The 23,747-nt window shown below is 73.2% G+C and carries 24 protein-coding genes and 1 pseudogene; 13 read left to right on the top strand and 12 right to left on the bottom strand.

What is annotated here, in order from left to right; genetic code table 11:
* Positions 1 to 293: 293 nt before the first annotated feature.
* Together D7318_RS30670 and D7318_RS30665 are read right to left on the bottom strand one after the other, a co-directional pair.
* Positions 294 to 1,412, bottom strand: coding sequence for an adenylate/guanylate cyclase domain-containing protein (locus D7318_RS30670; RefSeq protein WP_120700544.1), 1,119 nt, complete (start codon positions 1,410 to 1,412; stop codon positions 294 to 296).
* 167 nt (positions 1,413 to 1,579) lie between these two features.
* Complete coding sequence (locus D7318_RS30665; protein ID WP_120700519.1) at positions 1,580 to 2,431, bottom strand: biotin--[acetyl-CoA-carboxylase] ligase; 852 nt, start codon at positions 2,429 to 2,431, stop codon at positions 1,580 to 1,582.
* Positions 2,432 to 2,563: 132 nt separating this feature from the next.
* Here D7318_RS30665 and D7318_RS30660 point away from each other — a divergent pair, with 132 nt between their 5' ends.
* From D7318_RS30660 to D7318_RS30645, 5 genes are all read left to right on the top strand, one after another.
* Entirely contained in the window at positions 2,564 to 4,144 is a 1,581-nt protein-coding gene (locus D7318_RS30660) for an acyl-CoA carboxylase subunit beta (RefSeq protein WP_120700518.1), read from the top strand.
* A 62-nt stretch (positions 4,145 to 4,206) separates the two neighbouring features.
* Positions 4,207 to 4,413 (top strand): acyl-CoA carboxylase epsilon subunit, encoded by a 207-nt coding sequence (locus D7318_RS30655; RefSeq protein WP_120700517.1) that lies wholly within the window; start codon positions 4,207 to 4,209, stop codon positions 4,411 to 4,413.
* Positions 4,414 to 4,497: 84 nt separating this feature from the next.
* Entirely contained in the window at positions 4,498 to 4,641 is a 144-nt protein-coding gene (gene mmpB / locus D7318_RS33165; RefSeq protein WP_183091473.1) for a morphogenic membrane protein MmpB, read from the top strand.
* A gap of 63 nt (positions 4,642 to 4,704) precedes the next feature.
* Positions 4,705 to 5,343 (top strand): Maf family protein, encoded by a 639-nt coding sequence (locus D7318_RS30650; protein WP_120700543.1) that lies wholly within the window; start codon positions 4,705 to 4,707, stop codon positions 5,341 to 5,343.
* 756 nt (positions 5,344 to 6,099) lie between these two features.
* On the top strand, positions 6,100 to 7,878 hold the full coding sequence (locus tag D7318_RS30645) for an acetyl/propionyl/methylcrotonyl-CoA carboxylase subunit alpha (protein ID WP_120700516.1): 1,779 nt from the start codon (positions 6,100 to 6,102) through the stop codon (positions 7,876 to 7,878).
* A 64-nt stretch (positions 7,879 to 7,942) separates the two neighbouring features.
* On the opposite strand, the gene D7318_RS30640 is transcribed toward D7318_RS30645, so the two are convergent.
* Both D7318_RS30640 and D7318_RS30635 read right to left on the bottom strand, forming a co-directional pair.
* Positions 7,943 to 8,875, bottom strand: a complete 933-nt coding sequence (locus D7318_RS30640) for a DeoR/GlpR family DNA-binding transcription regulator (protein WP_183091472.1) — start codon at positions 8,873 to 8,875, stop codon at positions 7,943 to 7,945.
* Between the two features lie 156 nt (positions 8,876 to 9,031).
* Positions 9,032 to 10,471: an NAD(P)H-quinone dehydrogenase gene (locus tag D7318_RS30635; protein ID WP_120700514.1), complete on the bottom strand. Its 1,440-nt coding sequence runs from the start codon at positions 10,469 to 10,471 to the stop codon at positions 9,032 to 9,034.
* Between the two features lie 95 nt (positions 10,472 to 10,566).
* On the opposite strand from D7318_RS30635, the gene D7318_RS30630 reads away from it, so the two are divergent.
* The 3 genes from D7318_RS30630 to D7318_RS30620 all read left to right on the top strand — a co-directional run bounded on the left by D7318_RS30630 (position 10,567) and on the right by D7318_RS30620 (position 13,773).
* Positions 10,567 to 11,022: a gamma-glutamylcyclotransferase gene (locus tag D7318_RS30630; protein ID WP_120700513.1), complete on the top strand. Its 456-nt coding sequence runs from the start codon at positions 10,567 to 10,569 to the stop codon at positions 11,020 to 11,022.
* A gap of 154 nt (positions 11,023 to 11,176) precedes the next feature.
* A complete protein-coding gene (locus D7318_RS30625) occupies positions 11,177 to 11,977 on the top strand; it encodes a purine-nucleoside phosphorylase (RefSeq protein ID WP_120700512.1) in 801 nt (266 codons plus the stop codon).
* Between the two features lie 101 nt (positions 11,978 to 12,078).
* A complete protein-coding gene (locus tag D7318_RS30620) occupies positions 12,079 to 13,773 on the top strand; it encodes a phospho-sugar mutase (protein WP_120700511.1) in 1,695 nt (564 codons plus the stop codon).
* 151 nt (positions 13,774 to 13,924) lie between these two features.
* Here D7318_RS30620 and D7318_RS30615 read toward each other — a convergent pair whose 3' ends face one another.
* Both D7318_RS30615 and D7318_RS30610 read right to left on the bottom strand, forming a co-directional pair.
* The gene (locus D7318_RS30615; protein ID WP_120700510.1) at positions 13,925 to 14,332 is read right to left on the bottom strand and encodes a YciI family protein; all 408 of its coding nucleotides are present in this window, start codon (positions 14,330 to 14,332) and stop codon (positions 13,925 to 13,927) included.
* 399 nt (positions 14,333 to 14,731) lie between these two features.
* Positions 14,732 to 15,109 (bottom strand): MerR family transcriptional regulator, encoded by a 378-nt coding sequence (locus D7318_RS30610; protein ID WP_120700509.1) that lies wholly within the window; start codon positions 15,107 to 15,109, stop codon positions 14,732 to 14,734.
* A 130-nt stretch (positions 15,110 to 15,239) separates the two neighbouring features.
* On the opposite strand from D7318_RS30610, the gene D7318_RS30605 reads away from it, so the two are divergent.
* Both D7318_RS30605 and D7318_RS30600 read left to right on the top strand, forming a co-directional pair.
* Positions 15,240 to 16,313 carry an alkene reductase gene (locus D7318_RS30605; protein ID WP_120700508.1) on the top strand — a complete coding sequence of 358 codons (1,074 nt, stop codon included), beginning with the start codon at positions 15,240 to 15,242 and terminating at the stop codon, positions 16,311 to 16,313.
* Positions 16,314 to 16,378: 65 nt separating this feature from the next.
* Positions 16,379 to 16,675: pseudogene (locus D7318_RS30600) on the top strand (class I SAM-dependent methyltransferase); the annotation flags it as partial.
* 96 nt (positions 16,676 to 16,771) lie between these two features.
* Here the strand turns inward: D7318_RS30600 and D7318_RS30595 are convergent.
* The 3 genes from D7318_RS30595 to D7318_RS30585 are packed head-to-tail and all read right to left on the bottom strand — an operon-like array spanning position 16,772 to position 17,872.
* On the bottom strand, positions 16,772 to 17,206 hold the full coding sequence (locus D7318_RS30595; RefSeq protein WP_120700507.1) for a PIN domain-containing protein: 435 nt from the start codon (positions 17,204 to 17,206) through the stop codon (positions 16,772 to 16,774).
* Positions 17,203 to 17,442 carry a ribbon-helix-helix protein, CopG family gene (locus tag D7318_RS30590; RefSeq protein ID WP_120700506.1) on the bottom strand — a complete coding sequence of 80 codons (240 nt, stop codon included), beginning with the start codon at positions 17,440 to 17,442 and terminating at the stop codon, positions 17,203 to 17,205. Before D7318_RS30590 ends, D7318_RS30595 begins: the two co-directional genes overlap by 4 nt.
* A 40-nt stretch (positions 17,443 to 17,482) precedes the next feature.
* Positions 17,483 to 17,872: a winged helix-turn-helix transcriptional regulator gene (locus D7318_RS30585; protein WP_230424261.1), complete on the bottom strand. Its 390-nt coding sequence runs from the start codon at positions 17,870 to 17,872 to the stop codon at positions 17,483 to 17,485.
* 421 nt (positions 17,873 to 18,293) lie between these two features.
* On the opposite strand from D7318_RS30585, the gene D7318_RS30575 reads away from it, so the two are divergent.
* Entirely contained in the window at positions 18,294 to 19,418 is a 1,125-nt protein-coding gene (locus D7318_RS30575) for a hypothetical protein (protein ID WP_230424259.1), read from the top strand.
* Between the two features lie 38 nt (positions 19,419 to 19,456).
* Positions 19,457 to 20,311 (top strand): hypothetical protein, encoded by an 855-nt coding sequence (locus D7318_RS30570; RefSeq protein ID WP_120700505.1) that lies wholly within the window; start codon positions 19,457 to 19,459, stop codon positions 20,309 to 20,311.
* Positions 20,312 to 20,318: 7 nt separating this feature from the next.
* Here the strand turns inward: D7318_RS30570 and D7318_RS30565 are convergent, their stop codons facing one another.
* The 3 genes from D7318_RS30565 to D7318_RS30555 all read right to left on the bottom strand — a co-directional run bounded on the left by D7318_RS30565 (position 20,319) and on the right by D7318_RS30555 (position 22,706).
* Positions 20,319 to 20,954 (bottom strand): PH domain-containing protein, encoded by a 636-nt coding sequence (locus tag D7318_RS30565; protein ID WP_120700504.1) that lies wholly within the window; start codon positions 20,952 to 20,954, stop codon positions 20,319 to 20,321.
* Between the two features lie 163 nt (positions 20,955 to 21,117).
* Positions 21,118 to 22,089: a hypothetical protein gene (locus D7318_RS30560; protein ID WP_120700503.1), complete on the bottom strand. Its 972-nt coding sequence runs from the start codon at positions 22,087 to 22,089 to the stop codon at positions 21,118 to 21,120.
* A 107-nt stretch (positions 22,090 to 22,196) separates the two neighbouring features.
* Positions 22,197 to 22,706 (bottom strand): SigE family RNA polymerase sigma factor, encoded by a 510-nt coding sequence (locus D7318_RS30555; RefSeq protein WP_120700502.1) that lies wholly within the window; start codon positions 22,704 to 22,706, stop codon positions 22,197 to 22,199.
* Between the two features lie 122 nt (positions 22,707 to 22,828).
* On the opposite strand from D7318_RS30555, the gene deoC reads away from it, so the two are divergent.
* Positions 22,829 to 23,747: deoxyribose-phosphate aldolase (deoC, locus tag D7318_RS30550; protein ID WP_408055562.1), on the top strand; the 919-nt coding region annotated here is incomplete at its 3' end.

Here is a 23,747-nt window from a genome sequence, read left to right as displayed (position 1 = left end):
CCCCGGCCGGGGAAACACCCCCACCCACCCACCCCTTTACCGCCCCCGGCGGAAGGGGTCGCGGGGCACCGCCCCGGAACCCCTGCCCGGGGGCCTCTCCCACTCAGCGACCTCCCCCCACGACGGCCGCAGGCCGCACCACCCCTCCCCCGGCGGAAGGGGTCGCGGGGCGCAAGCCCCGCGATCCCGAGGCGAAGGCTCCGGCGCTCCGCCTCCGGCGGAAAGAAGTACCGAGCCCCCCCCAACCCCCCACAGACACACGCGCGACGCGCGCGTCGGTCGCCCGGCAAGGGCTATGTGCGGCGGCTCAGCAACCACGGCTCCACGATGCCGAGGCCGCGCACGGGGCGTTGGTACAGCGGCTGCAAGGCGAAACGGTACTGCGCCGCTCTGCCCTCCTCCGTGTCCGCCGTCTTCTCCGACTGCGGCGCGAGGCCCGCCGCCGTGAGCTCTTCGCGCGTCGCGCCGTCCACGAGCACCATGTCCTTCGGCGCTATCGACGTGAGGCGGCTCGCGAGGTTCACCGTGTTCCCGAAGACGTCGCCCATGCGCGTCGTCACCGTCCCGAACGCGATCCCGACCCGCAGCTCCGGCATCATCGGGTCGTCCCCCAGCGTCTCCACGAGCCGCAGCCCGATGTCGGCCGCCATGCCCGCGTCGTCCGCCGCGAACAGCACCTCGTCGCCCAGCGTCTTGATCAGCCGCCCGCCCTGCGCCGCCACCAGGTCGGCCGCCGTCGTCTCGAACGCCTCGACCAGCTCGCCGAGCTGCTCCTCCTCGAGGCGCCGCGTCAGCCGCGTGAAGCCGACCAGGTCGGCGAAGCCGACCGCCAGGCGGCGGTTCACCATCTCCTCGTCGTCCTGCGCCTGCACCACGCGCCCCGTCGCCGCGGCCAGCTGCCGCCGCCACACATACACCAGGAACTCCTCGAGCTCCGGAAGCAGCAGCTCCACCAGCGGATACGCCACCTCGGTGCGCGTCATCCCCGGCTCGGGCGGCTCCGTCAGGCCCTCGAGGAACGAGTCGATCTGCCAGTCCGCGAGGCGCGCCGTCGTCTGCCCGGTCGAACGCGCCACCTGGATCGCCATCGACTCGCTCAGCAGCCCCGCCTCGACCATCCCCGCCAGGCGCCGCAGCGCCAGCACGTCCGCCTCGGTCAGGGCCCTGGCCTGGCCGATGTCGGGGAAGCCCATCGCCCGCCAGAGCCGCGCGGCCAGGTCCATCGGGACGCCCGCGGCGCGGGCCGCCTGGAACGGCGTGTACTGCCGCTCGGCGCCGATGATCAACTGCTCGATGCGCAGCGCGATGCTCTCGGGTGTCTCTGGTGTCTCGGGGGTGTCGGCGTCGTCCACCGGCCCGGGGGCCACGTCGGTGCCGTCGTCTGTCGGGCCGCCCGCCTCAGCCTCGGCCACGGCCACCGCCCGCCTTCAGGGGAGGAATCCCTTCGCTGCGCACTGCCGCCCTACCGTTCCGCTCAGCCGCGCCCATGGGCGGGCACGGTCGTTCCCCCTCGCCGCTCCGCCGCCGCCCGCGCGGGGCGTCACGCACTGGGCCAACCCTACGGCAGGTGTGCCCTATGTCACGTCGTCCTGAGGTGCACGATGTCCGCCGCGGCCAGCGGATGGCGCGTGCCGTCGGCGGCCCGCACGACGAGCCGTCCCTCGCCGTCGAGCGCCGTCGCCGTGCCGCGCAGCTCGCCGCCGCCGGGCAGCTCGGCGCGCACCGGGCGGTCGAGCGTCGCGCAGCCCGCCACATAGGCGTCGAGCACGCCGCTCGCCGCCGGGTCGCCGCACGCGGCGAGCCACCGCGTGTACCACTCGGCGAGCGAACGCAGCACCGCGCGCAGCAGCGGGTCCCGGTCCGTCGAGACGGCCCCGGCGAGCAGCAGCGACCCCGCGTGGGGCACGGGCAGCTCGTCGGCGCGCAGCGAGACGTTGACGCCGATGCCGAGCACCACCGTTCCGTGGCCCGTGCGCTCGGCGAGGATGCCGCCGCACTTGCGCTCCTCGCCCTCGACGGTCACCAGCAGGTCGTTGGGCCATTTGAGGGCGGTGTCCACGCCCCCGGCGCGCGCGACGGCGGTCGCGGTGGCGACCCCGGCGAGCAGCGGGAGCCAGCTCAGCCGCTCGGTGGTGACCTCCGGCTCGGGCTGGAGCAGCACCGAGAAGAACAGCCCGGAGCGCGGCGGCGCGCTCCAGCCGCGCCCCAGCCTGCCGCGCCCGCTGGTCTGCTCCTCGGCGACCAGCACGGTCCCGGCGGAGGCGCGGCCCGCGCGGGCGGCCTCGGCGAGGTCGGCGTTGGTCGATCCGGTGGACTCGACGATCTCCAGCTGGGTCCACAGGCCCTCGGGCCAGATCATCGCGGGGCGCAGGGCCCGCGCGCTGAGCGGTGGACGGTCGAGGTCGGACCAGCGGCTCCCCGGTGAGGTCATGGGGGCAGCCTACGGGTGTGGCCAACGCCGCACCTCCGGGGCGGGCGCGCGCGGTTAGCCTACGGAGCGGTAGCCGTCCGAGCCCTCGACGGCGACCCCCGACGACAGCCCCCGACGACGAGGAGCGCACCCGTGGCCGAGAACATCCACACCACCGCCGGCAAGATCGCCGATCTGGCGCGCCGGACGGAGGAGGCCACGCACGCGGGGTCCGCGAGGGCGGTGGAGAAGCAGCACGCCAAGGGCAAGTTGACGGCGAGGGAGCGGGTGGAGCTGCTGCTGGACGAGGGGTCGTTCACCGAGTTGGACGAGTTCGCGCGGCATCGCGCGACCGGCTTCGGGATCGCCGCGAACCGCCCGTACGGGGACGGCGTGGTGACCGGCTACGGCACGGTGGAGGGGCGGCCCGTCGCGGTGTACTCGCAGGACTTCACGGTGTTCGGCGGCTCGCTCGGCGAGGTCTACGGCGAGAAGATCGTGAAGGTGATGGACTTCGCGCTCAGGACGGGCTGCCCGGTGATCGGGATCAACGACGGCGGCGGCGCGCGGATCCAGGAGGGGGTCGTGGCGCTCGGCCTGTTCGCGGAGATCTTCCGCAGGAACGTCCATGTCTCGGGCGTCGTGCCGCAGATCTCGGTGATCACGGGGCCCTGCGCGGGGGGCGCGGTGTACTCGCCCGCGATCACGGACTTTACGGTGATGGTCGATCAGACCTCCCACATGTTCATCACCGGTCCCGATGTGATCAAGACGGTCACGGGCGAGGACGTCGGCTTCGAGGAGCTGGGCGGCGCGCGGACCCACAACACGGTGTCGGGCGTGGCGCACCACATGGCGGGCGACGAGAAGGACGCGTTCGAGTACGTGCGCGCGCTGCTCTCCTACCTGCCGTCCAACAACCTCTCCGAGCCGCCCGCCTTCCCCGAGGAGGCCGACCTGTCCCTCACCCCTGACGACGAGGACCTCGACGCGCTCGTGCCCGACTCGGCGAACCAGCCGTACGACATGCACGAGGTGGTCGAACGGGTGCTTGACGACCGGGAGTTCCTGGAGACGCAGGCGCTCTTCGCGCCGAACGTCATCACCGGCTTCGGGCGCGTCGAGGGCCACCCGGTGGGCGTGGTGGCGAACCAGCCGCTCCAGTTCGCGGGGTGCCTCGACATCAACGCCTCGGAGAAGGCGGCCCGCTTCGTGCGGACGTGCGACGCGTTCAACGTTCCGGTGCTGACGTTCGTGGACGTGCCGGGCTTCCTGCCGGGCACGGACCAGGAGTACAACGGCATCATCCGGCGCGGGGCCAAGCTGATCTACGCCTACGCGGAGGCGACGGTGCCGCTGATCACGGTGATCACGCGCAAGGCGTTCGGGGGCGCGTACGACGTGATGGGCTCCAAGCACCTGGGCGCCGACCTGAACCTGGCCTGGCCGACGGCGCAGATCGCGGTGATGGGGGCGCAGGGCGCGGTCAACATCCTGCACCGGCGCACGCTGGCCGCGCTGGAGTCGGACGAGGAGCGCGAGGCCGAACGCGCGCGCCTGACAAGGGAGTACGAGGACGCGCTGCTCAACCCGTATGTCGCGGCCGAACGCGGCTATGTGGACGCGGTGATCCCGCCGTCGGCGACGCGGCGCCACGTGGTGCGCGGGCTGCGGGCGCTGCGGAACAAGCGGGCGCAGCTGCCGCCCAAGAAGCACGGGAACATCCCGCTGTGAGCCCGCCCGTCGAGAGACTCGAGGAAGCCGAGGAAGCCGAGGAAGTCGAGAGAGGAGCACCCGTGATCCGGGTCGTGCGCGGCAACCCGACCGCGGAGGAGCTGGCCGCGGCCCTCGCCGTCGTCCAGGCGCGCGCCGCGGCGGCCGCCGCGACCCCGCCGCCCCCCGAGCGCCCCCGCTCGCCGTGGTCCTCCCCGGCGCACAACCTCCCCCGCGCGCTCCCGGCCCCCGGGCCCACCGCGTGGCGCGCCAGCTACCGGCGCGCGTAGCACGCGCATAGCACCCGGTGGCGCCCGCGCGCCTGAGTACGCGTACTCAGGCGCGCGGGCGCGGCGCGCGGCAGCCTGTGCGCCATGCTGTGGTCGGACCTGAGGAAGACGGCGGACGCCCCCGATGCCCCGGACGACGAGGCGCGGACCGCGCTGGCCATGCTCGGGCGGGTGGGCTGGGTGCTCGCCGTCGCGATGGTGACGGCGGCGACGCTGCTGCTCAGATGACGCCGAAGGAGCACCGCGGAACCGGGGGCGGCGGTGTCGGAGGCCCCCGTTACGCTGGCCGCCATGGAACGTCCCACGCCCACCCGCCGCTTGGTGCTCGCCTCCCAGTCGCCCGCCCGGCTGACCCTGCTGCGGCAGGCCGGGCTCGCGCCCGAGGTGATCGTCAGCGGCGTCGACGAGGACGGCGTGAGCGCCGCGTCGCCCGCCGAGCTGGCGCGCGTGCTGGCCGAGGCGAAGGCCGCGGCCGTCGCCGCGCGGCCCGAGGCGGCGGGGGCGCTCGTCGTGGGCTGCGACTCGGTGCTCGAGCTCGACGGGCGCGCGTACGGGAAGCCGCAGGACGCGGAGGACGCCATCGCGCGCTGGAAGGCGATGCGCGGCAGGTCGGGCGTGCTGCACACCGGGCACTGCGTCGTCGACGCCGCGTCCGGGGAGCGCGCCGCCGACACGGAGTCCACGACCGTGCGGTTCGGCAGCCCGTCAGACGCGGAGGTCGCCGCCTACGTCGCCACGGGCGAACCCCTGCGGGTCGCCGGCGCGTTCACCCTCAACGGCAGGTCGGCGCCGTTCGTCGACGGGATCGACGGGAACGCCGGGAACGTCATCGGCCTCTCCCTTCCCCTCCTGCGCGCCCTGCTGGCCGGGCTCGGGACCCCGATCACCGACCTCTGGACCGCCGCCGCCCCCGCGGCCCCCGCCGCCTGAGTCGCCGGGCACGCCGGGCGCGTCCGGCGCGCGGGGAACGTCCGGGGGTGGATAGAGCGTCAGGGTCAGCATGAGCAGCCCGAAGACCGCCATCAGCACGAGGAACGCGGGCCAGCCCACCAGGCCGACCGACAGCGCGCCGAGCACCGCGTGCAGCACGGCCGCGCCCGCGAGGGCGGCGCGCGCGAGCCTGCCGGGCGCCAGGTCGCGCACCGCGACGCGCGCGAGCAGCGCGCCGCACACCAGGAGGTACGCCGCGACAAGCCCGCCCGCGGTCCAGGCCCCGACGCTGATCGTCGTCGCCGAGACACCCCCGATCGTCATCTCCTGCCGCTCGGCGGCCAGTCCGAGGACCAGATGCACCAGTCCGAGGACCAGCGCCCCGCCGAGGGACACCACCGCCGCCACCGCGGCCACGCTTCGTCTGCCCCGGTTCACGCCGCGCACGCTACTGCCGGGTAGAGCGCGGGACAACCCCTCGCGCCCCCACTGTTCGTCGCGCAAAGTTTCCCGGGGCTCTTTGTGGGGTTCTCACAAGTCCCTCTCGTCGCTGATGTGTCAGCTCGATGGAGGCCCAAGGCGTAGTCGCACGTCTAAGGTAGAGCCCAGCGAGGCGCGTACCTTGGTACCGCAAGGCAGCACGTCCGTCGGGTGGTGAGCCCTCACAGCCCGTGTGGGCAAGGTCACCTTCTCGGGCGACTCGTTGTGTGGTGTTGCCCGTACATAAACTCGCCTTGTTCCGAGGAGGGAGCCATCGTGCGCAAGGTGCTCATCGCCAACCGCGGCGAAATCGCCGTTCGGGTCGCCCGGGCATGCCGTGACGCCGGCATCGCCAGTGTGGCCGTCTACGCCGAGCCGGACCGTGACGCGCTGCACGTGCGCGCCACCGACGAGGCGTTCGCGCTGGGCGGCGACACCCCCGCCACCAGCTACCTGGACATCGACAAGGTACTCAAGGCCGCCGCGGACGCGGGCGCGGACGCCGTGCACCCCGGGTACGGATTCCTCTCCGAGAACGCCGACTTCGCGCAGGCCGTCCTCGACGCGGACCTGACCTGGATCGGCCCGTCCCCCGACGCGATCCGCGCGCTCGGCGACAAGGTCGCGGCCCGGCACATCGCGCAGCGCGCCGGCGCGCCCCTGGTCGCCGGGACGACCGACCCGGTGTCCGGCGCGGACGAGGTGGTCGCGTTCGCCCGCGAGCACGGCCTGCCGGTCGCCATCAAGGCGGCGTTCGGCGGCGGCGGCCGTGGCCTGAAGGTCGCGAGGACGCTCGAGGAGATCCCCGAGCTCTACGAGTCGGCGGTGCGCGAGGCGCAGGCGGCGTTCGGGCGCGGCGAGTGCTTCGTCGAGCGGTACCTCGACCGGCCTCGGCACGTCGAGACCCAGTGCCTCGCCGACGGGCACGGCCAGGTCGTGGTGGTCTCCACGCGCGACTGCTCGCTCCAGCGCCGCCACCAGAAGCTGGTCGAGGAGGCCCCCGCGCCCTACCTGACGGACGCGCAGAACGCCCAGCTCTACGCCGCGTCGAAGGCCATCCTCAAGGAGGCGGGCTATGTCGGCGCGGGCACCTGCGAGTTCCTGGTGGGCCAGGACGGCACCATCTCGTTCCTCGAGGTCAACACCCGCCTCCAGGTCGAGCACCCGGTGACCGAGGAGATCACCGGCATCGACCTGGTGCGCGAGCAGCTGCGCATCGCGCGCGGCGAGAAGCTCGGGTACGGCGACCCGGAGCGGCGCGGGCACTCGATCGAGTTCCGGATCAACGGTGAGGACCCGGGGCGCGGATTCCTGCCCGCGCCCGGCACGGTCACCACGTTCGCGCCCCCCCTCGGCCCCGGCGTCCGCGTGGACACCGGCGTGGAGTCGGGGTCGGTCATCGGCCCCGCGTGGGACTCGATGCTGGCCAAGCTGATCGTGACCGGCGCGGACCGCGGGCAGGCGCTGGAGCGCGCGGCGCGCGCGCTGGCGGAGTTCCGGGTGGAGGGCATGGCGACGGTGCTGCCGTTCCACCGCGCGGTGGTGACCGACCCGGCGTTCGCGCCCGAGGTCACCGGGCGCGAGGGCGAGCCGTTCGCCGTCCACACCCGGTGGATCGAGACGGAGTTCGTCAACGACCTGCCGGCGTTCGGCGCGGGCGCCGGGGCCGAGGCCGACGAGGGCGTCAGCCGGGAGACGGTGGTCGTCGAGGTCGGAGGTAAGCGCCTCGAGGTCTCGCTGCCCGCCACGCTGGCGATGCCGCTGGCGCGCGCGGCCGTCGCCGGGGGGGCGCGTCCCGCGCGGCGCAAGCCCACCAAGCGCGCGGGCGCCGCCGCCACGGGCGAGACGCTCGCGTCCCCGATGCAGGGCACGATCGTCAAGGTCGCCGTGGAGGAGGGGCAGCGCGTCGAGGAGGGCGAGCTGGTCATCGTCCTCGAGGCGATGAAGATGGAGCAGCCCATCAACGCCCACCGCTCAGGCACCGTCGTCGGCCTCCAGGCGGACGTCGGCGCCTCGGTCTCATCGGGCGCCGTCATCTGCGAGATCAAGGACTGAGCCCGGGGCCCGGTCGGCCCTGACCTGGGCGGCCGGCCGGGCCACGGCGCCCGGCCGGTCCTTCCTACCGGCGGCGCGACGGCGCCAGGTCGGACAGCCGCTGCCCGAGCGGCGCCGACCCGCCCATGCCGGGGTGGACGCCACCGCGCGGCCCCGGCACCGGCATGTCACGGCGGCCAGGATCGCCGCCGCGCTCCGCCCGTTCGCCCCGGTCGGCGCCCGGCTTGCCGCCCTGCGCCCCCGGCGCGGCCACCGAGACGCGCACCCCCTGGTCGGCCAGCGCCTCGAGCTCGGTGCCCGCGCGTTCGGCCTCGGGCGGCGGCTGGTCGGTCACCAGCTGGGTGATGAGATCCGTGGGCACCGTCTGGAAGGCCGTCTCGGCGCCCAGCTTGCTGTGGTCGGCGAGCACCACCACCTCGGCGGCGGCGCGCACCAGGGCCCGGTCCACGCTCGCGGCGAGCATGTTGGACGTGGACAGGCCGCGATCGGCGGTCAGCCCCGAGCCTGAGAGGAACGCCCGGCTCACGCGCAGCCCGAGCAGCGACTGCTCGGCGCCGCTGCCGACCAGCGCGTAGTTGGACCCCCTGAGGGTTCCCCCGGTCATCACCACCTCCACGCGGTTGGCATGGGCGAGGGCCTGGGCCACCAGGAGGGAGTTGGTGACGACGGTGAGCCCCGGCACGCGGGCGAGCCGGCGGGCCAGCTCCTGGGTCGTGGTGCCTGCGCCGACCACGATGGCCTCGCCCTCCCGCACCAGCCCTGCCGCGTACTCCGCGATGGCGGTCTTCTCCGCCGTCGCGGCCATGGCCCGTTGAGGGAAACCCGACTCCCGGGTGAAGCCACCCGGGAGGACCGCACCACCGTGTCTGCGGTCCACCAGTCCTTCTGCCTCCAAGGCGCGCACATCGCGCCGCACGGTCACTTCCGAGGTCTGGACAACGCGGGCGAGCTCACGGAGCGACACGGCTCCGTTGGCCCGCACCATTTCGAGAATCATCTGGCGACGTTCTGCAGCGAACACGGAACCGACAGTAACCCCAACGACCATCTTGTTTCAGCCGGTTGCGGGGAATTACCGAAGTTGACTGTGCGTACGCCCCCGGCGTGTTATATGCCACGAGCGCATTCGCGCGATACCCGCGCTGACCAGTGCCTACTGGTCACCGTCGACGCGATGCGTATGCAGCTGCCTGGCCGCCTCCGCGATCGAGCCCGACAGAGACGGGTACACGGTGAACGCCTTTGCGACCTGTTCCACCGTCAGACTGTTGTCGACCGCGATCGATATCGGGTGGATCAGCTCGCTGGCCCGGGGGGCCACCACGACGCCGCCCACCACGATGCCCGTGCCGGGGCGCGCGAACAGCTTCACGAACCCGTCGCGCACCCCCTGCATCTTGGCCCGTGGGTTGCGCAGCAGCGGCAGCTTCACCGCCCTGGCGACGATCCGGCCCTCGTCCACGTCCTGCTGGGTGTAGCCGACCGTGGCGATCTCGGGGTCCGTGAAGATGTTCCCCGAGACGGTGTTGAGGTCGAGGGGCGCCACCGCGTCGCCGAGGAAGTGGTACATCGCGATGCGCCCCTGCATCGCCGCCACCGACGCGAGCGCGAGCACCCCCGTGCAGTCCCCCGCCGCGTACACGCCGGGCGCGGTCGTGCGCGACACCTTGTCCGTCCAGATGTGGCCCGACTCCTTGAGCTTGACCCCGGCCTCCTCGAGGCCCATGTCCGCGGTGTTGGGCACCGCGCCCACGGCCATCAGGCAGTGCGTGCCCGAGATCCCGCGCCCGTCGGACAGCGTGATCTCCACGCGGCTGCCCGCCCGGTGGACGGCGGCGGCCCTGGAGCGGGCCATGACGTTCATCCCGCGGCGGCGGAAGACGTCCTCGAGCACGGCCGCCGCGTCGGGGTCCTCGCCTGGGAGCACGCGGTCCCGCGACGACACCAGCGTCACCCGGGAGCCGAGCGCCTGGTACGCGCCGGCGAACTCGGCGCCCGTCACGCCCGAGCCCACCACGACCAGCTCCTCGGGCAGCTCCTTCAGGTCGTACACCTGCGTCCAGGTGAGGATCCGCTCCCCGTCCGGCTTGGCGTCGGGCAGCTCGCGCGGCTGGCCGCCGGTCGCGATCAGCACGCAGTCGGCCTCGAGCTCGTCGACCTCCCCCGCGGGGTCGGTGACCGAGACCCGGCGCGCGCCGTTGGGCCCCTGGTGCGGAACGAGGCGCGCGCGCCCGCGCAGGACGCGCACGCCGGCGCGCGTCACGGACGCGGTGATGTCGTGCGACTGGGCGAGCGCGAGACGCTTGACCCTGCGGTTCACCTTGCCCAGGTCCACGCCGATGCCGCGCACCTCGTCGCCGATGCCGTCGCCGTCGTGGTCGATCTCGATGCCGAGCTCCTCGTGCGAGGAGTCGAAGCTCGTCATCACCTCGGCCGTGGCGATCAGCGTCTTGGACGGCACGCAGTCGGTCAGCACCGACGCGCCCCCGAGGCCGTCGCGATCGACGACGGTCACCTCCGCGCCGAGCTGCGCCGCCACGAGCGCGGCCTCGTAGCCGCCGGGTCCGCCACCGATGATCACGATCCGAGTCACCTTTCCAGTGTCTCGCACGAGACGCCCGTTCTCGCCCCGGCCCCCGGCGGGCCGGATCGGCCTGCCACCCGCGCCACTCCCGTACGCTCAGTGTCATGTCGCTCTACGCCGCTTACGCCGGAAACCTCGATCCCCGGCTGATGGCCCGTCGTGCACCGCACTCGCCCCTGCGCGGCACCGGCTGGATCACCGGCTGGCGGCTGACGTTCGGCGGCGAGGAGATGGGCTGGGAGGGCGCGCTCGCGACGGTCGTCGAGTGCGAGGGGACGCCCGAGCCGCTCGATCCCGGCGTGTTCGTGGCGCTGTACGACATCGCGCCGATGGACGAGGAGGCGCTGGACCGCTGGGAGGGCGTCGGACTCGACATCTACCGGCGCGCCCGCGTCCGCGTGGACACCCTCGACGGCTCGGTCCCGGCCTGGCTGTATGTGCTCAACGCCTATGAGGGCGGCCTGCCGTCCGCCCGGTACCTCGGCGAGGTCGCCGACGCGGCCGAGGCGGCGGGCGCCCCGCACGACTACGTCATGGAGTTGCGGAAACGGCCGTGTTGAGCGGCCGTTCCGGAACTCAGGGCCCGCCCCCCGGGTAAACCCCAGCAAATCCCAGCGAACGACGCCCCTGACCCCCCGCCATGAAGGCCAGGTGGGGGCATGGAAAGGGGTACACCTTCTACGCGCGTAGGCCGTTACCCGTTAGGCTCAGCGCGTGAACGCATCAGAAATCGAGGAGGCGGCGCGCGCCGCCGCGGCGCGCCTGCGTGAGCTGACCGGTGTGAGCAGCCACGACGTCGCGCTGGTGATGGGCTCGGGTTGGGTCCCCGCCGCGGACGCGCTGGGCGCGCCGAGCCACGAGTTCGACGTCACCGAGCTGCCCGGCTTTCCGCCCCCGACCGTCGAGGGGCACGCCGGGAGAGTCCGCTCGCACCGGCTCGGCGACAAGAGCGCCCTGGTCTTCCTCGGGCGTACGCACTACTACGAGGGCCGGGGCGTGGCCGCCGTCGCGCACGGGGTCAGGACGGCGGTCGCGGCGGGGTGCAAGACGGTCATCCTCACCAACGGCTGCGGCGGCCTGCGCGAGGGCATGCGCCCAGGTCAGCCGGTGCTGATCAGCGACCACATCAACCTGACGGCCGCGTCCCCCATCCTCGGCGCCCACTTCATCGACCTCACCGACCTCTACTCCCCGCGCCTGCGCGCCCTGTGCCAGGAGATCGACCCGTCCCTCGAGGAGGGCGTCTACGTCCAGTTCCCCGGGCCGCACTACGAGACGCCCGCCGAGATCCGGATGGTGCGGGCGATCGGCGGGGACCTGGTGGGCATGTCCACGGTGCTCGAGGCGATCGCGGCGCGCGAGGCGGGGGCCGAGGTGCTCGGCATCTCGCTGGTGACCAACCTCGCGGCCGGGCTCACCGGCGAGCCGCTGAGCCACGAGGAGGTGCTCCGCGCGGGCGCCGAGTCGGCGACGCGCATGGGCGCGCTGCTCGCCCGGGTGCTCGACCGGCTCTGACGGCGTGATGGGATCGTTCAACGCGTGTTGCGGCGGTAACGGTTGACAGCGGCGACGGGTGACGGCGGTGACAGGTGACGACGAGGGAGAGCGCGGCGGCGATGGGTGACAACGGTGACGACCTGTTCGCGCGGGCGCGGGCCTGGCTCGCGGAGGACCCCGACCCGGAGACCCGCGAGGAGCTGAAGGGGCTCCTCGAGCGGGGCGACCTCGACGGGCTGGCGGCGCGTTTCTCGGGAACGCTCCAGTTCGGCACGGCCGGGCTGCGCGGCGAGATGGGCGCGGGCCCGATGCGCATGAACCGAACGGTCGTCATCCGCGCGGCCGCCGGGCTCGCCGCCTATCTCACCGGGCGCGCCGGGGGCGGGGAGCCAGGCCTCGTGGTCATCGGCTACGACGCGCGGCACCGCAGCGACGTCTTCGCGCGGGACACCGCGGCGGTGGTCACGGGCGCGGGGCTGCGCGCTGCGCTCCTGCCGCGGCCGCTGCCGACGCCGGTGCTGGCGTTCGCGATCCGCCACCTGGGCGCGGTCGCGGGCGTGATGGTGACGGCGAGCCACAACCCCCCGCGGGACAACGGCTACAAGGTCTATCTCGGCGACGGCAGCCAGATCGTCCCCCCCGCGGACGTGGACATCGCGGCGCGGATCGCGGCGGTCGGGCCGCTCGCGGACGTGGCGCGGCCCGCTGAGGGCTGGCGGGTGCTCGGCGACGAGGTCGTCGAGGCGTATCTGGCGCGGACGGACGCGGCGCTGCGGGTGGGCTCGGCGCGTTCGGTCTCGGTCGTGTACACGCCGCTGCACGGGGTGGGCGGCTCGGTGCTCGGGGCGGCGTTCCGGCGGGCGGGGTTCCCCGTGCCGTTCGAGGTGGCCCCGCAGGCGCTGCCCGACCCGGACTTCCCGACCGTGGCCTTCCCGAACCCCGAGGAGCCGGGCGCGATGGACCTGGCGTTCGCCACGGCCCGCGCGACGCACCCTGACCTGGTGATCGCCAACGACCCCGACGCGGACCGGTGCGCGGTGGGCGTTCCCGACGCGGGGGCCGAGGGCGGCTGGCGGATGCTGCGCGGCGACGAGCTGGGCGCGCTGCTGGCGACGCACGTGGTGGCGAAGGGCGCGCGGGGCACGCTCGCGGCGTCGATCGTGTCGTCGTCGCTGGTGGGGCGCATCGCGGAAGCGGCGGGACTGCCGTTCGACGAGACCCTGACGGGCTTCAAGTGGCTGGCCAAGGTGCCCGGGCTGGTGTTCGGGTACGAGGAGGCGCTCGGGTACTGCGTGGACCCGGGCGGGGTGCGGGACAAGGACGGCATCACGGCGGCGCTCGCGGTGGCCGAGCTGGCGGCCGAACTACGGGCGGAGGACCGCTCGTTGACCGATGTGCTGGACGATCTGGCGCTCGCGCACGGGCTGCACGCGACCGATCAGCTGTCGGTGCGGGTGACGGATCTTTCGCTGATCGCGGCGGCGATGCGGAGGCTGCGCGAGGCGCCGCCGCGGGCGTTGGGGGGGCTCGCGGTGACGTCGGTGGAGGACCTGTCCGATGGCGCGTCCGGGTTGCCGCCGACGGATGGGCTGCGGTATGCCCTGGCGGGCGGCTCGGGGGGCGGCTCGACGGGTGGCGGGGGTGTGCGTTCGGCGCGCGTCATCGTCCGGCCGAGTGGGACGGAGCCGAAGCTGAAGTGCTACCTGGAGGTGGTGCTCCCGGTCGCGGACCGGGCGTCCCTCCCGGCGGCGCGGGAGGCGGCGGCGGGGGTGTTGGGGGCGCTGCGGGGGGACCTGGCGGCGGTGGTGGGCTGAGGGTTCCATGGCCGCCGTGGCCGCCGTGGCCGCCGCTCCGCGCGGGACGCCTCAACGTCGCCCGCGCCCAGCGTTCAGCCGTGCCGCCCGGCGGGTCAGGTGGTCGCGCTCGGCGTGAGGCTCCGGAGCGGGGCCTCGTCCATCGGTGGGGTCACTCCGTGATGGTGGGCGGCGCGGCGAGGAACGGGCGCAGTTCGAGCCACTCGTGGATCGGCTTGCCGCCCGCGCCGGGGGCTGCCGACAGCTCCCCTGCCAGCTCGACGGCGCGTTCGTAGCTGTCGACATCGATCACCATCCAGCCCGCGATGAGGTCCTTCGTCTCGGCGAACGGGCCGTCGGTGACCGGCGGGCGCCCCTCGCCGTCGTAGCGGACGAACGTGCCCTCGGGGGCGAGCGCCTGGCCGTCGACGAACTCGCCGGTCTCCTCGAGCCGGGCCGCGAAGTCGCGCATGTACCACGTGTGCGCCGAGACCTCCTCGGGCGTCCAACGGTCCATGGGCACGTCGTTGACCGCGGCAGGGGCGCCTCGGTAGTGCTTGAGCAGCAGGTACTTGGCCATCGTGTCTCTCCTCGGTGCGGATGCGACCATCTTGGTCGCGTTCACCGCGGGGACGGAGCCGGACGCGGGTTCTCGACATCGCCGCGCGAGTTTTCTCCGAGGGGACTCCACAGTCCGCCCGGCCCGCCATCCACCATGGGAGGAGATCGGCGGCCTCGCCGCCCCCACCCCCGTCGGGGGCGGCTCCCCCGCCGCCGAACACCCCGCATTCTTGGCGAGCCCCGCTCCCGGGACCCACGTCCCACGCCCCGGGTACGCAGGAGTGCGTACCGTGGCGCCACGGCCGAGCACGCGTGCGCGACCGCGTGCCTCGCCCCCGGGCCCCGTTCCGTGCCCACGCGGGACGCCGGTGGCCACGTCGCAGGTCGCGTACCCGCCGCTCGCGGCCGACCCGGCGCGCTACTGGGGTGCGGTGGCCGCCAGCCGGTCGCGGTAGGCGCGGGCCGTGGCCATCACGGCGTCGAGGGAGTCCCGCGTGCGCACGAGGTCGTCGATGTGCGCGGAGAGGCGGTCGCGCTCCTGCTCCATGCGCTTCAGCGCCGCGTCGGAGTGCGCCTCGCTCGGGTCGTCGACGCACGGCAGCAGCTCGACGATGGTGTGGCTCGAAAGGCCCGCGGCATAGAGGTGCTGGATGAGCCAGACCCGTTCAACCTGCTCCTCCGTGTAGCGCCGCTGGCCGCTCGCGCTGCGGACACTGGTGAGCAGGCCCTGCTCCTCGTAGTAGCGCAGCGACCTGACGCTCACTCCGGCGCGCGCCGCAAGCTCCCCGATGCGCATGGCGTTTCCTCCTGGAGGTGATGCGCGACACAACCCTTGCCTCTGACGTCAGTGTCAGGTTTTAGCGTAGCGGACGCCACCGCCAGAGGCGGGCGGTGTCCCGGTTCCCGCGATTCCAAGGAGCGCTGACGTGACCACCCTCTTCGACGGTTACGCACTCGGCAGCCTGCCCCTGCCCAACCGCGTCGTCATGGCCCCCATGACCCGCTCCCGCGCCGCCGCGGGCGGGCTCGCGACGGCGTCGATGGCGACCTACTACGCGCAGCGGGCGAGCGCCGGGCTGATCGTGAGCGAGGGGGTGCAGCCGAGCCTGATCGGGCAGTCCAACCCCGGAACGCCCGGGCTGCACACCGATGAGCAGGTGGCCGCGTGGCGCCCCGTGACGGCGGCGGTGCACGCCAACGGCGGGCGGATCTTCGCGCAGCTCATGCACGGCGGGCGGGTCTCGCACCCGGACACGACGGGGATGACGCCCGTGGGGCCTTCGGCGGTGGCGGCTGCGGGTGACGTGTTCACGCCGTCGGGGCCACAGCCCGCGCCGGTGCCGCGCGCGCTGGAGACGGCCGAGGTGCCCGAGCACGCCCGTTCGTACGCCGAGGCGGCGCGCAACGCGGTGGCCGCCGGGTTCGACGGCGTCGAACTGCACGGTGCGAACGGCTACTTGATCTCGCAGTTCCTGTCGTCCAACGCGAACGTGCGCACCGACGCCTACGGCGGCCCCGTCGCGCACCGGATCCGCTTCGCCGTCGAGGCGGTGACCGCGACCGCCGAGGCGGTCGGCGGGAGCAGGACGGGGATCAGGCTGTCGCCCGGCGGGACGTTCTGGGGCGTGCGGGAGCGCGACGTTCCCGAGCTGTACGCCGCGCTGCTGGGCGAGCTGGCGCGGCTCGACCTCGCGTATGTGCACCTGGAGGCGACGCTCCCCGAGGAGCCGCTGGTGGAGCTGCGCCGGGCGTGGCCGGGGACGTTGATCATCAACCCCACGGTCCCGATGGGCCCCAAGCAGACCTCGCGCGCCGACGCGGACCACTGGCTCGGGCTGGGCGCCGAGCTGATCAGCTTCGGCCGCGGGTTCATCGCCAACCCCGACCTGGTCGAACGCCTCCGCATCGGACTGCCGATCGCCCCGGTCGACGAGGCGACGTACTACCAGGGCGGCGACGCGGGCTACCTCACCTACCCGGCGTACCAGCACGCGGCCTGACCGGCCCCCGCCGACGGCCGGAGAAACGGCTGGCCGTCGGCGGGCGAACGCCGGATGCTGGCCGGATGCCCCCGCGGAACGCTTACCACGGCCGACTCGGCGACCACTTCGCCAGGATCGCCGGCAGCAGCCCCTACAACGCCTTCACCGACCGGCCCGCCCTGCTCGACCTCGTCGGCGACGTCGCGGGACTGCGGCTCCTCGACGTCGGGTGCGGCGCCGGTCACTACCTGGCCGACCTGCTGGAACGCGGCGCGCGCGTCACAGGCGTCGACGGCAGCGCGACGCTGCTCGGCCACGCGCGCGAACGCGTGGCCGAACACCTGGGCGCCCGGGCCGAGTTGCGGCCGCACGACCTGAACGCGCCGCTCGGCTTCGCCGAGGACGCCACGTTCGACGGCGCCGTGTGCGCGCTCCTGCTGCCCTCCTCCGCCGCGCATGAGGGGCGACGGCGCGTGTCACAGGTCGTCGGGCAGGAGCCGGAAGGCGTGGCGGCCGGTGAGGGGGGTGACGGCCCTGAAGTCGCGGCGGTCGAGGGTCAGCACCGTCTCGGTGTCGTACTGCTCGGCCAGGACGACGTTCACCGCGTCCGTCAGGTCGAGCCGTAGCGCCGCGTAGCGGTTCTGGACGGCGCGCGCCCTGCGCAGGGTGCCCGCCGACACCTCCGGAACGGCCACGCGCCCGGTGCGCTCCTGCCCCATGAGCCAGTCGTTGACCGCGTGCGCCGCGCGGCGGTCGATGGTGCGGGTGGTGATGTGCTCGATCTCCAGGATCACCAGGGGCGAGACGACGGTGAGCGCGGCGTCGCGCAGGGCCGTGCGCGCGGTCTTGTGCTCCGGGTCCGAGGTGTTGAGGGCGGCGACCAGACCGGAGGTGTCCCCGATGACGATCACTCCGCGCCCGCCACGCCGTCCCCCACGGCCCGATCGATCTCCTCGGCGGTGACCGGACGGCCGAAGTCGAGCTCGGGGATGTCCCAGTCCTCGTCCCAGCGCCGGGTGCGGAGGGCCACGAGGTGGAACGCCTCACGGAAGTACTCCGACTCGGGCCGCCCTTCCCTCGCCGCGGCCTCCTTGACCAGGGCGAGGTCGTTCTCGTCGACCATGACGGTCGTCTTCTTGAGAGCCATATGGTTATGGTACCCGCGCCATATATGCCCGGTGGGCCGTTCAGTCGTTCCGTGCCGTCGTCGCGTCGAATGTCGCCTGGTGGTGGCGGATCTCCGCCTGGTGGTCGGCCGACCACGCGGCCAGGGCCAGGACCGTGTCGAGGAGCGACGCGCCGAGGGGGGGCAGGGCGTACTCGACGCGGGGCGGAACCTCCGCGTAGGCGGTGCGGGTCACGAGCCCGCTGCGCCGGAGGTGCTTCAGGGTGAGGGTCAGCATCCGCTGGGAGATACCCGGGATCGCGGCCGTGAGATCGGAGTAACGGATCGGGCCTTCGGCGAGGGTGCCGATGATCAGCACGCTCCACTTGTCGCCAACCATGTCGAGAACCTCGCGGATGAAGTCCGCGTCCTGATCGCCCCACCGCGCGCAGGGCCCGGGAACACGTCGCACGTTCGCCGCCTCTCCTCGGTCCTCGGGCGATCGTCGCGGCCCCGCGATCGGCAGCTCGACCGGGCGTCGCGCGTCGTAGCGGGGGTCGTGGTCGGCGCCGACGCTCCCTACGCCGCGCGCGCGAGCGCGTAGGCGTCCACGCCGGAACGGATCTCCCCGGCGTCGACCGCCGCGTCGAGCGGCGGGGCGCACACGGGCACGAGCCCACCGACCGAACCCCCAAGCGGACAACGCTCCACGGCCATGCTGCCAGAGCGGACAGCCCGTGCGCCACGTGCCTCGGACCGCGGGTTCACCGGATGAGGCACAACAGTAGCCAGGCAAATTTTCCCCTGATCACCACTTTCCTGGTTGAGTAAAGTGGTGATTCCAGTAAAGTTCTCGGAGGGCCGGACCCGGACTCAGGCAGAGGGGTGTGAACGTGGTCGACGGTGCACCATCATCCGATGACCTGCTCGAGCAGGGGTTGAAAGCGCTGGCCGATCTGCTCGGGCCCGGCTGGGCGATCACGCCGCTCCCCGAGGACGAGGGCCTTCGCGCCGTCGATGCCATGGTCGAGGTGAGGGCCCAGGGTGACACGTCAGCAGCGCGGCTGCTCGTGAACCTCAAGTCGTCCCTGACACCCCGCGCCGTGGAGGAGCGGTTGGCGCCCACGATGGCCCTGCTCCTGCGGGTCTACCCTGGGACGACCCCGGTCCTCATGACGCCCTGGCTCTCGCCGAGCGCCCGTTCCGCGCTGCGGCGGCACGGCATCGGCTATCTGGACCTGACCGGCAACGTCTCCCTCGAGGTCTCCCACCCCGCCATCGTGATCCGCACCGACGGTGCGACCCGGCCTCCGCGCGGCCCGGCGCCGGAACGCACCAGGACCACGCTCGCCGGTGCGAAGGCCAGCCGCCTGGTCCGCATCCTCGCCGATGTCCGACCGCCCTATCGCGCGCTGGATCTCAGCCACCACACGGGGCTGAGCCTCCCCTATGTCTCCCGGCTGCTTGATGTGCTCACGGACCAGCTGCTGGTCCGCAGGAAAGGGCGCGACATCACCGACGTCGACTGGCCGGAGCTGCTGCGCGCCCGCGCCGCTCACGACGTTCTGCTGAGGCGCGGCGAGCACGTGGGCACGCTGGCCGCCAATGGTGTGCCCTTCACGCTCGGGCGGCTACGCGATCAGGCCCGATCCGACGACGTCGCGCTGACCGGCTCCTACGCGGCTCGGCGCATCGCCCCGGTGTCGGCGGGTGGCCAGCTCATGCTCTGGGTGGGACCCGGGCGGGACATCGACGAACTCGCCGAGCATCTCGGCCTGTTGGAGGTCTCGGAGAACGCCGATGTCATCCTGCTGCGGCCTCCTGATCCGGTCGTCCTCGATCGCTCCGCGGTCAACGGCGACGGCCTGCGGCAGGTCGCCCTGAGTCAGCTGGTCCTGGACTGCCTCTCGGGGCCCGGGCGTATGCCCGCCGAGGGCGAGGCCGTCCTGGAGTACATGGCGGCTCATGAGGACGAGTGGCGCGCTCGGTCCATCGCGAAGCGGAAGCCCCTGCCCTGAGTCCACGTCCCGCACCGTTCCCCAGAATGTGAGTTGTTATGGCAAAGGCACCCGAAGGCGTCGACCGCGATGAGCTCACCGTGGTCGCCCGGAAGGTCCTCCTCGACGGCCTGGAGGCGTTGAAGGAGCACCTCTCCGCCCTGACCATCGTCGGTGCGCAGGCCGTCCATCTGCGCACCCCCGACGCGGTCATGAGCACCGCCCCCTACACCACCGACGGCGATCTCAGCATCGACCCACTCCTGCTGGGCGAGCACCCACACCTGGACGCGGCCCTGCGAGCGGCGGGGTTCCAGCTCATCAACAAGAGTCAACCGGGGCTGTGGCAAAGGCCCGAGGCCCTGGGCGACCGGACCATCCCCGTGGAGCTGGACCTGCTCGTCCCGAGGCAGCTCTCGCCCAAGAACGGCAGCCGCAGCGCCAAGGTCCCTCCGCACGGGGTGATGTCCGCCCGCTGGATCGAGGGGCTCGAAACGGCCGCGGTGGACCGGAGCCCTCTGACGGTCGGCAGCCTCGACCCCCGAGACGGTCGCAGCATCACGGTGAACGTCGCGGGGCCAGCGGCGCTCCTCGTCGCCAAGGCGTTCAAGATCAGCGAGCGCGTCGAGCAGGCCGCGACGCGTCCGGACCGCCTCGTCATCAAGGACGCGGGCGACGTGCTGCGGATCATGATGGCCACGCCCGTGCGTCAGGTGGCCGCGGCCTTCGTCGGCCTTCGGGCGGATCCGCGCGTCGGCGACGTCACTTCTCAGGGCTTGGAGAAGCTCCACGCGCTGTTCGGCGGCGCCGCCACACGTGGTGTGGAGATGGCGGTCGGGGCCCTCGCCGGCGACATCTCCGAGGCCCGCGTCCGCGCCCTGGCCCCGGCGTTCATGAGGCGACTGCCGCGCTGAGCAGGCCTCAGCCGGTGAGCCACAGGATCGTCAGGGCGATCGCGCCCGCTGCCAGGGGGGCCAGGATCTCGTAGCTCCAGCGGGCCGTGACCGTGCCCTGGGCGTAGTCCTCGTCGTGGTGGCGCTCGGCCAGCTCGCGCAGCTCCGCGACGGCCACGTCGCCGGGGGCCGTGCGGGGGCCCTCGTCCGGCTGGGGGCCGATGCTGCCGCCGCCGAAGCCGAGCAGGCCGACGCGCGGGGGCTTGCCGGAGGCCGCTCGCTCGTTGTGGCGGGTGGCCTTGGAGCGGGCGCGGAGGGAGACCGGGATCGCCCAGAGCTGGTACTTCGCGTCCCCGGCCAGCACCTCCGTGGAGTATCCGGCGCGGATCGTGTCGACGGTGGCCCAGGGGAGGGTGACCGTCCGGAAAGGGTTCCGCACGCGGAGCCGCTCGTCCGACGCGAACACCGCGGGGCGGAAGGTGAACGCCGTGACCAACGGGACCACGAACAGCAGCGCCGCGATGGCCGTCACCGGGGCGCGGCCGTCGCCCCGCACGATGGCGTCCCCGCCAAGCCAGCCCGCGAGGCCGAGCAACATGACTCCCCCGACGATGGCGGAGCCCGAGCGGTAGATGCGGTCGGCGTACTTCACGCGCTCACTCATGGGTCCGATTCTGCCGGAACGACCCACCCGAACGCGCCGCCCCCGACGACCTTTACCGTCCGTGAGCGCCACTCCGCATGGGGTGGTCGTCGACGCGCCGCCTCACGGGCGGTGGCGCGGAGTCCGCGCCACCGCCCGTCCCCCCGAACGGTGGTCCGTCGCCTCACCGGCGCCCGTGGGTCGCGTCCTCCCGGGAGTCATAGACCACCTCGCCCTCCGCGTCATAGCCCACGACGACCGGGGCGCCCTCGGCCTCCTGCTCCGCCATGCCCGCCGCGACGTAATACCCGGTGTCGAGCGCGGCCTCCTCCGTCTCGCCCGCATAGGTCACGGTGACCCGCTCGACCTCGGAGGTGACGACGCCGAAGTCGGCCCAGCGGAACGGCAGGGTCCACTCCCCCACCTGCGGGCCCTGATAGCGGCCCGCGCCGATCTCGGGGACGACCGGCTGGGTGCGCTCGGCGGGGGAGCCCGACTGCATGTTCGCCGCGCCGTCCTCCCTGGCCGCGCACACCAGCTGGAGCGGGGCCTCGTCCGGGACGGCGGTGACCGCGACGACCTGGGTCATGGGCTCCGGTCCTCTGTTCTCGTCGCCCTGGGAGACCCAGGCCAGCACGATGCGGAGCTCCGAGAGGTCCATGTCCAGCGGCTCGCCCTCGACGAACTCCGTCTCGCCCGAGCCCTCCCCGGGGGCGGAGACGGGCGGCTCTCTGAGCGGGAACTCGGCGAGGCAGCTCTCCAGCGATGCCGTGGCCTGCTCGAGGGTCACGCCGTCGAACAGCTGCCGCTCGGGGTCCGAAGGCCCCTGGGGCACCTCGGGCGACGGCTCGGCGGGCGACTCGCTCGGCGGCGCCTCCTCCGGCCCCGACCCCTGCTCCGCCCCCTGCTCCGACTCGGCGGGCGCGGCGGCCGTGGCGGTGTCGCCGTCGGCGAGCCACTCACCCTGGGCCGCTATGGCCGCGCCGGGGACGGCCACCAGCACGGCGGCCCCGGCGCTCAGCGCGATACGGCCCCGGCGCCTGGCCCGGCGCCCGCTGTCGACGATCGTGTCCACCGGCGCCTCGGCCGGGGCGGCATCCCGCGCCCGCTCGGCCAGCAGCTCGCGGAGCTTCGCTTCCAGGGGGGTCTCACTCATGACGTCTGACATCCTCACTGTCTCGGAACGGTCTCGGGCGCAACGGTCTTGGGCGGCGGTGGCACGGTGGCGTGGTGGCGTGGTGGCGACGGACGGACGAGGAGGGCTCATGGAACGGTGGCGATCTGGCCCTGACCGAGAGTGGCGCGCAGCTTGGACAGCGCCTTGGACGCCTGGCTCTTGACCGTGCCGATCGAACAGCCGAGGGTCTGGGCCACCTCGGCCTCGGACAGGTCCTCCCAATACCGCAGGACCACCACCGCACGCTGGCGCATCGGCAGGCGGGCGAGCGCGGCGGCCAGCCGGTCCCGCTCGTCCGCCCGCGCCATGTCGTCCTGTGCCGCTATCGCCTCCGGCGGCACATCCATCAGATGCTCGGGAACCCGGCGCTTGCGGAACCGGTCCCTGTGGCAGCTGACCAGGATCCGGCGCACATACGCGTCCGGATTGTCGCTGCGCATCACGCGCGGCCAGGACCGATACGCCTTCGCCAGCGCGGTCTGGGCCACGTCCTCCGCCAAGTGCCGGTCCCCCGTGAGCAGATAGGCCGTCCGCACCAGTCCGGCCCAGCGGCTGCGCACGAAGCCGTGGAACGTGTCCACTTCCTCAGTCCTCATCCGGGCACCTCCTCACCCTCCCGACCACCATCCAGCGCGATTTGGTTGCCCCGCCCGCGCCAGGAGTTCGCGAGGACCCGATGACACCCGCCTACGCGCGTAGATATGCTGATGTGGTGAGCATGTCTTCCGCTTCCTCCGCCGCTTCCTCCGCCACCTCCGCCGCTTCCACGCCCGCGTCCTCATCCGCCGCCCCCGCGCTGCCACTTGCGGATGTCACCGCGTCCGATGCCACGCTGCGCCGTTTCCTCCATGGTCTGCCGGGTGTGGACGCGGTGGGGTTGGAGGCGCGGGCGGCGGGGTTGGCGACGCGTTCGATCAAGACGTCTTCGAAGGCGTTCGCGATCGATCTGGCTATTTCGATGATCGATCTGACGACGTTGGAGGGGGCGGACACGCCGGGGAAGGTCCGGTCGTTGTGCGCCAAGGGCATGCGCCCCGATCCGTCGGACCGCTCGGCGCCCGAGGTCGCGGCGATCTGCGTCTACTCGGACATGGTCGCCGTCGCCAAGGAGGCGCTGCACGGCAGCGGCGTCGCGGTCGCGTCGGTGGCGACGGCGTTCCCGGCGGGGCGCGCGGCGCGCGCGGTCAAGCTCGCGGACACCCGGGAGGCCGTGGCGGCGGGCGCCGACGAGGTCGACATGGTGATCGACCGGGGCGCGTTCCTCTCGGGCCGCTACCTCCAGGTCTTCGAGGAGATCGTGGCGGTGCGGGAGGCGTGTGGGTCCGCGCATCTGAAGGTGATCCTGGAGAACGGCGAGTTGGCGACGTATGACGCCATCCGGCGCGCGTCGTGGCTTGCGATGCTGGCGGGCGCCGACTTCATCAAGACGTCCACCGGCAAGGTCGCGGTGAACGCCACCCTGCCCAACACCCTGCTGATGTTGGAGGCGGTGCGTGATTTCTTGGTGGTGTCTGGGCGGCGTGTGGGGGTGAAGCCGGCGGGTGGGATCCGGTCGGCGAAGGACGCGTTGCGGTATCTGGTGGTGGTGAAGGAGACGGCGGGGGAGGCGTGGCTGGATCCGGGGTGGTTCAGGTTCG

It is taken from the genome of Streptomyces radicis, from assembly GCF_003626575.1.
In the GTDB taxonomy this organism is placed as follows: domain Bacteria; phylum Actinomycetota; class Actinomycetes; order Streptomycetales; family Streptomycetaceae; genus Streptomyces; species Streptomyces radicis.
This window is presented reverse-complemented; position numbering and strand designations above follow the sequence as displayed.

What these genes read in the sequence shown, in the direction of transcription:
- D7318_RS30665 (WP_120700519.1), bottom strand. Translation starts at nt 2,431, where the DNA reads ATGACCTCACCGGGGAGCCGCTGGTCCGACCTCGACCGTCCACCGCTC.
- mmpB (WP_183091473.1), top strand. Translation starts at nt 4,498, where the DNA reads ATGCTGTGGTCGGACCTGAGGAAGACGGCGGACGCCCCCGATGCCCCG.
- D7318_RS30650 (WP_120700543.1), top strand. Translation starts at nt 4,705, where the DNA reads ATGGAACGTCCCACGCCCACCCGCCGCTTGGTGCTCGCCTCCCAGTCG.
- D7318_RS30640 (WP_183091472.1), bottom strand. Translation starts at nt 8,875, where the DNA reads ATGATTCTCGAAATGGTGCGGGCCAACGGAGCCGTGTCGCTCCGTGAG.
- D7318_RS30630 (WP_120700513.1), top strand. Translation starts at nt 10,567, where the DNA reads ATGTCGCTCTACGCCGCTTACGCCGGAAACCTCGATCCCCGGCTGATG.
- D7318_RS30620 (WP_120700511.1), top strand. Translation starts at nt 12,079, where the DNA reads ATGGGTGACAACGGTGACGACCTGTTCGCGCGGGCGCGGGCCTGGCTC.
- D7318_RS30615 (WP_120700510.1), bottom strand. Translation starts at nt 14,332, where the DNA reads ATGGCCAAGTACCTGCTGCTCAAGCACTACCGAGGCGCCCCTGCCGCG.
- D7318_RS30610 (WP_120700509.1), bottom strand. Translation starts at nt 15,109, where the DNA reads ATGCGCATCGGGGAGCTTGCGGCGCGCGCCGGAGTGAGCGTCAGGTCG.
- D7318_RS30590 (WP_120700506.1), bottom strand. Translation starts at nt 17,442, where the DNA reads ATGGCTCTCAAGAAGACGACCGTCATGGTCGACGAGAACGACCTCGCC.
- D7318_RS30570 (WP_120700505.1), top strand. Translation starts at nt 19,457, where the DNA reads ATGGCAAAGGCACCCGAAGGCGTCGACCGCGATGAGCTCACCGTGGTC.
- D7318_RS30565 (WP_120700504.1), bottom strand. Translation starts at nt 20,954, where the DNA reads ATGAGTGAGCGCGTGAAGTACGCCGACCGCATCTACCGCTCGGGCTCC.
- D7318_RS30560 (WP_120700503.1), bottom strand. Translation starts at nt 22,089, where the DNA reads ATGAGTGAGACCCCCCTGGAAGCGAAGCTCCGCGAGCTGCTGGCCGAG.
- D7318_RS30555 (WP_120700502.1), bottom strand. Translation starts at nt 22,706, where the DNA reads ATGAGGACTGAGGAAGTGGACACGTTCCACGGCTTCGTGCGCAGCCGC.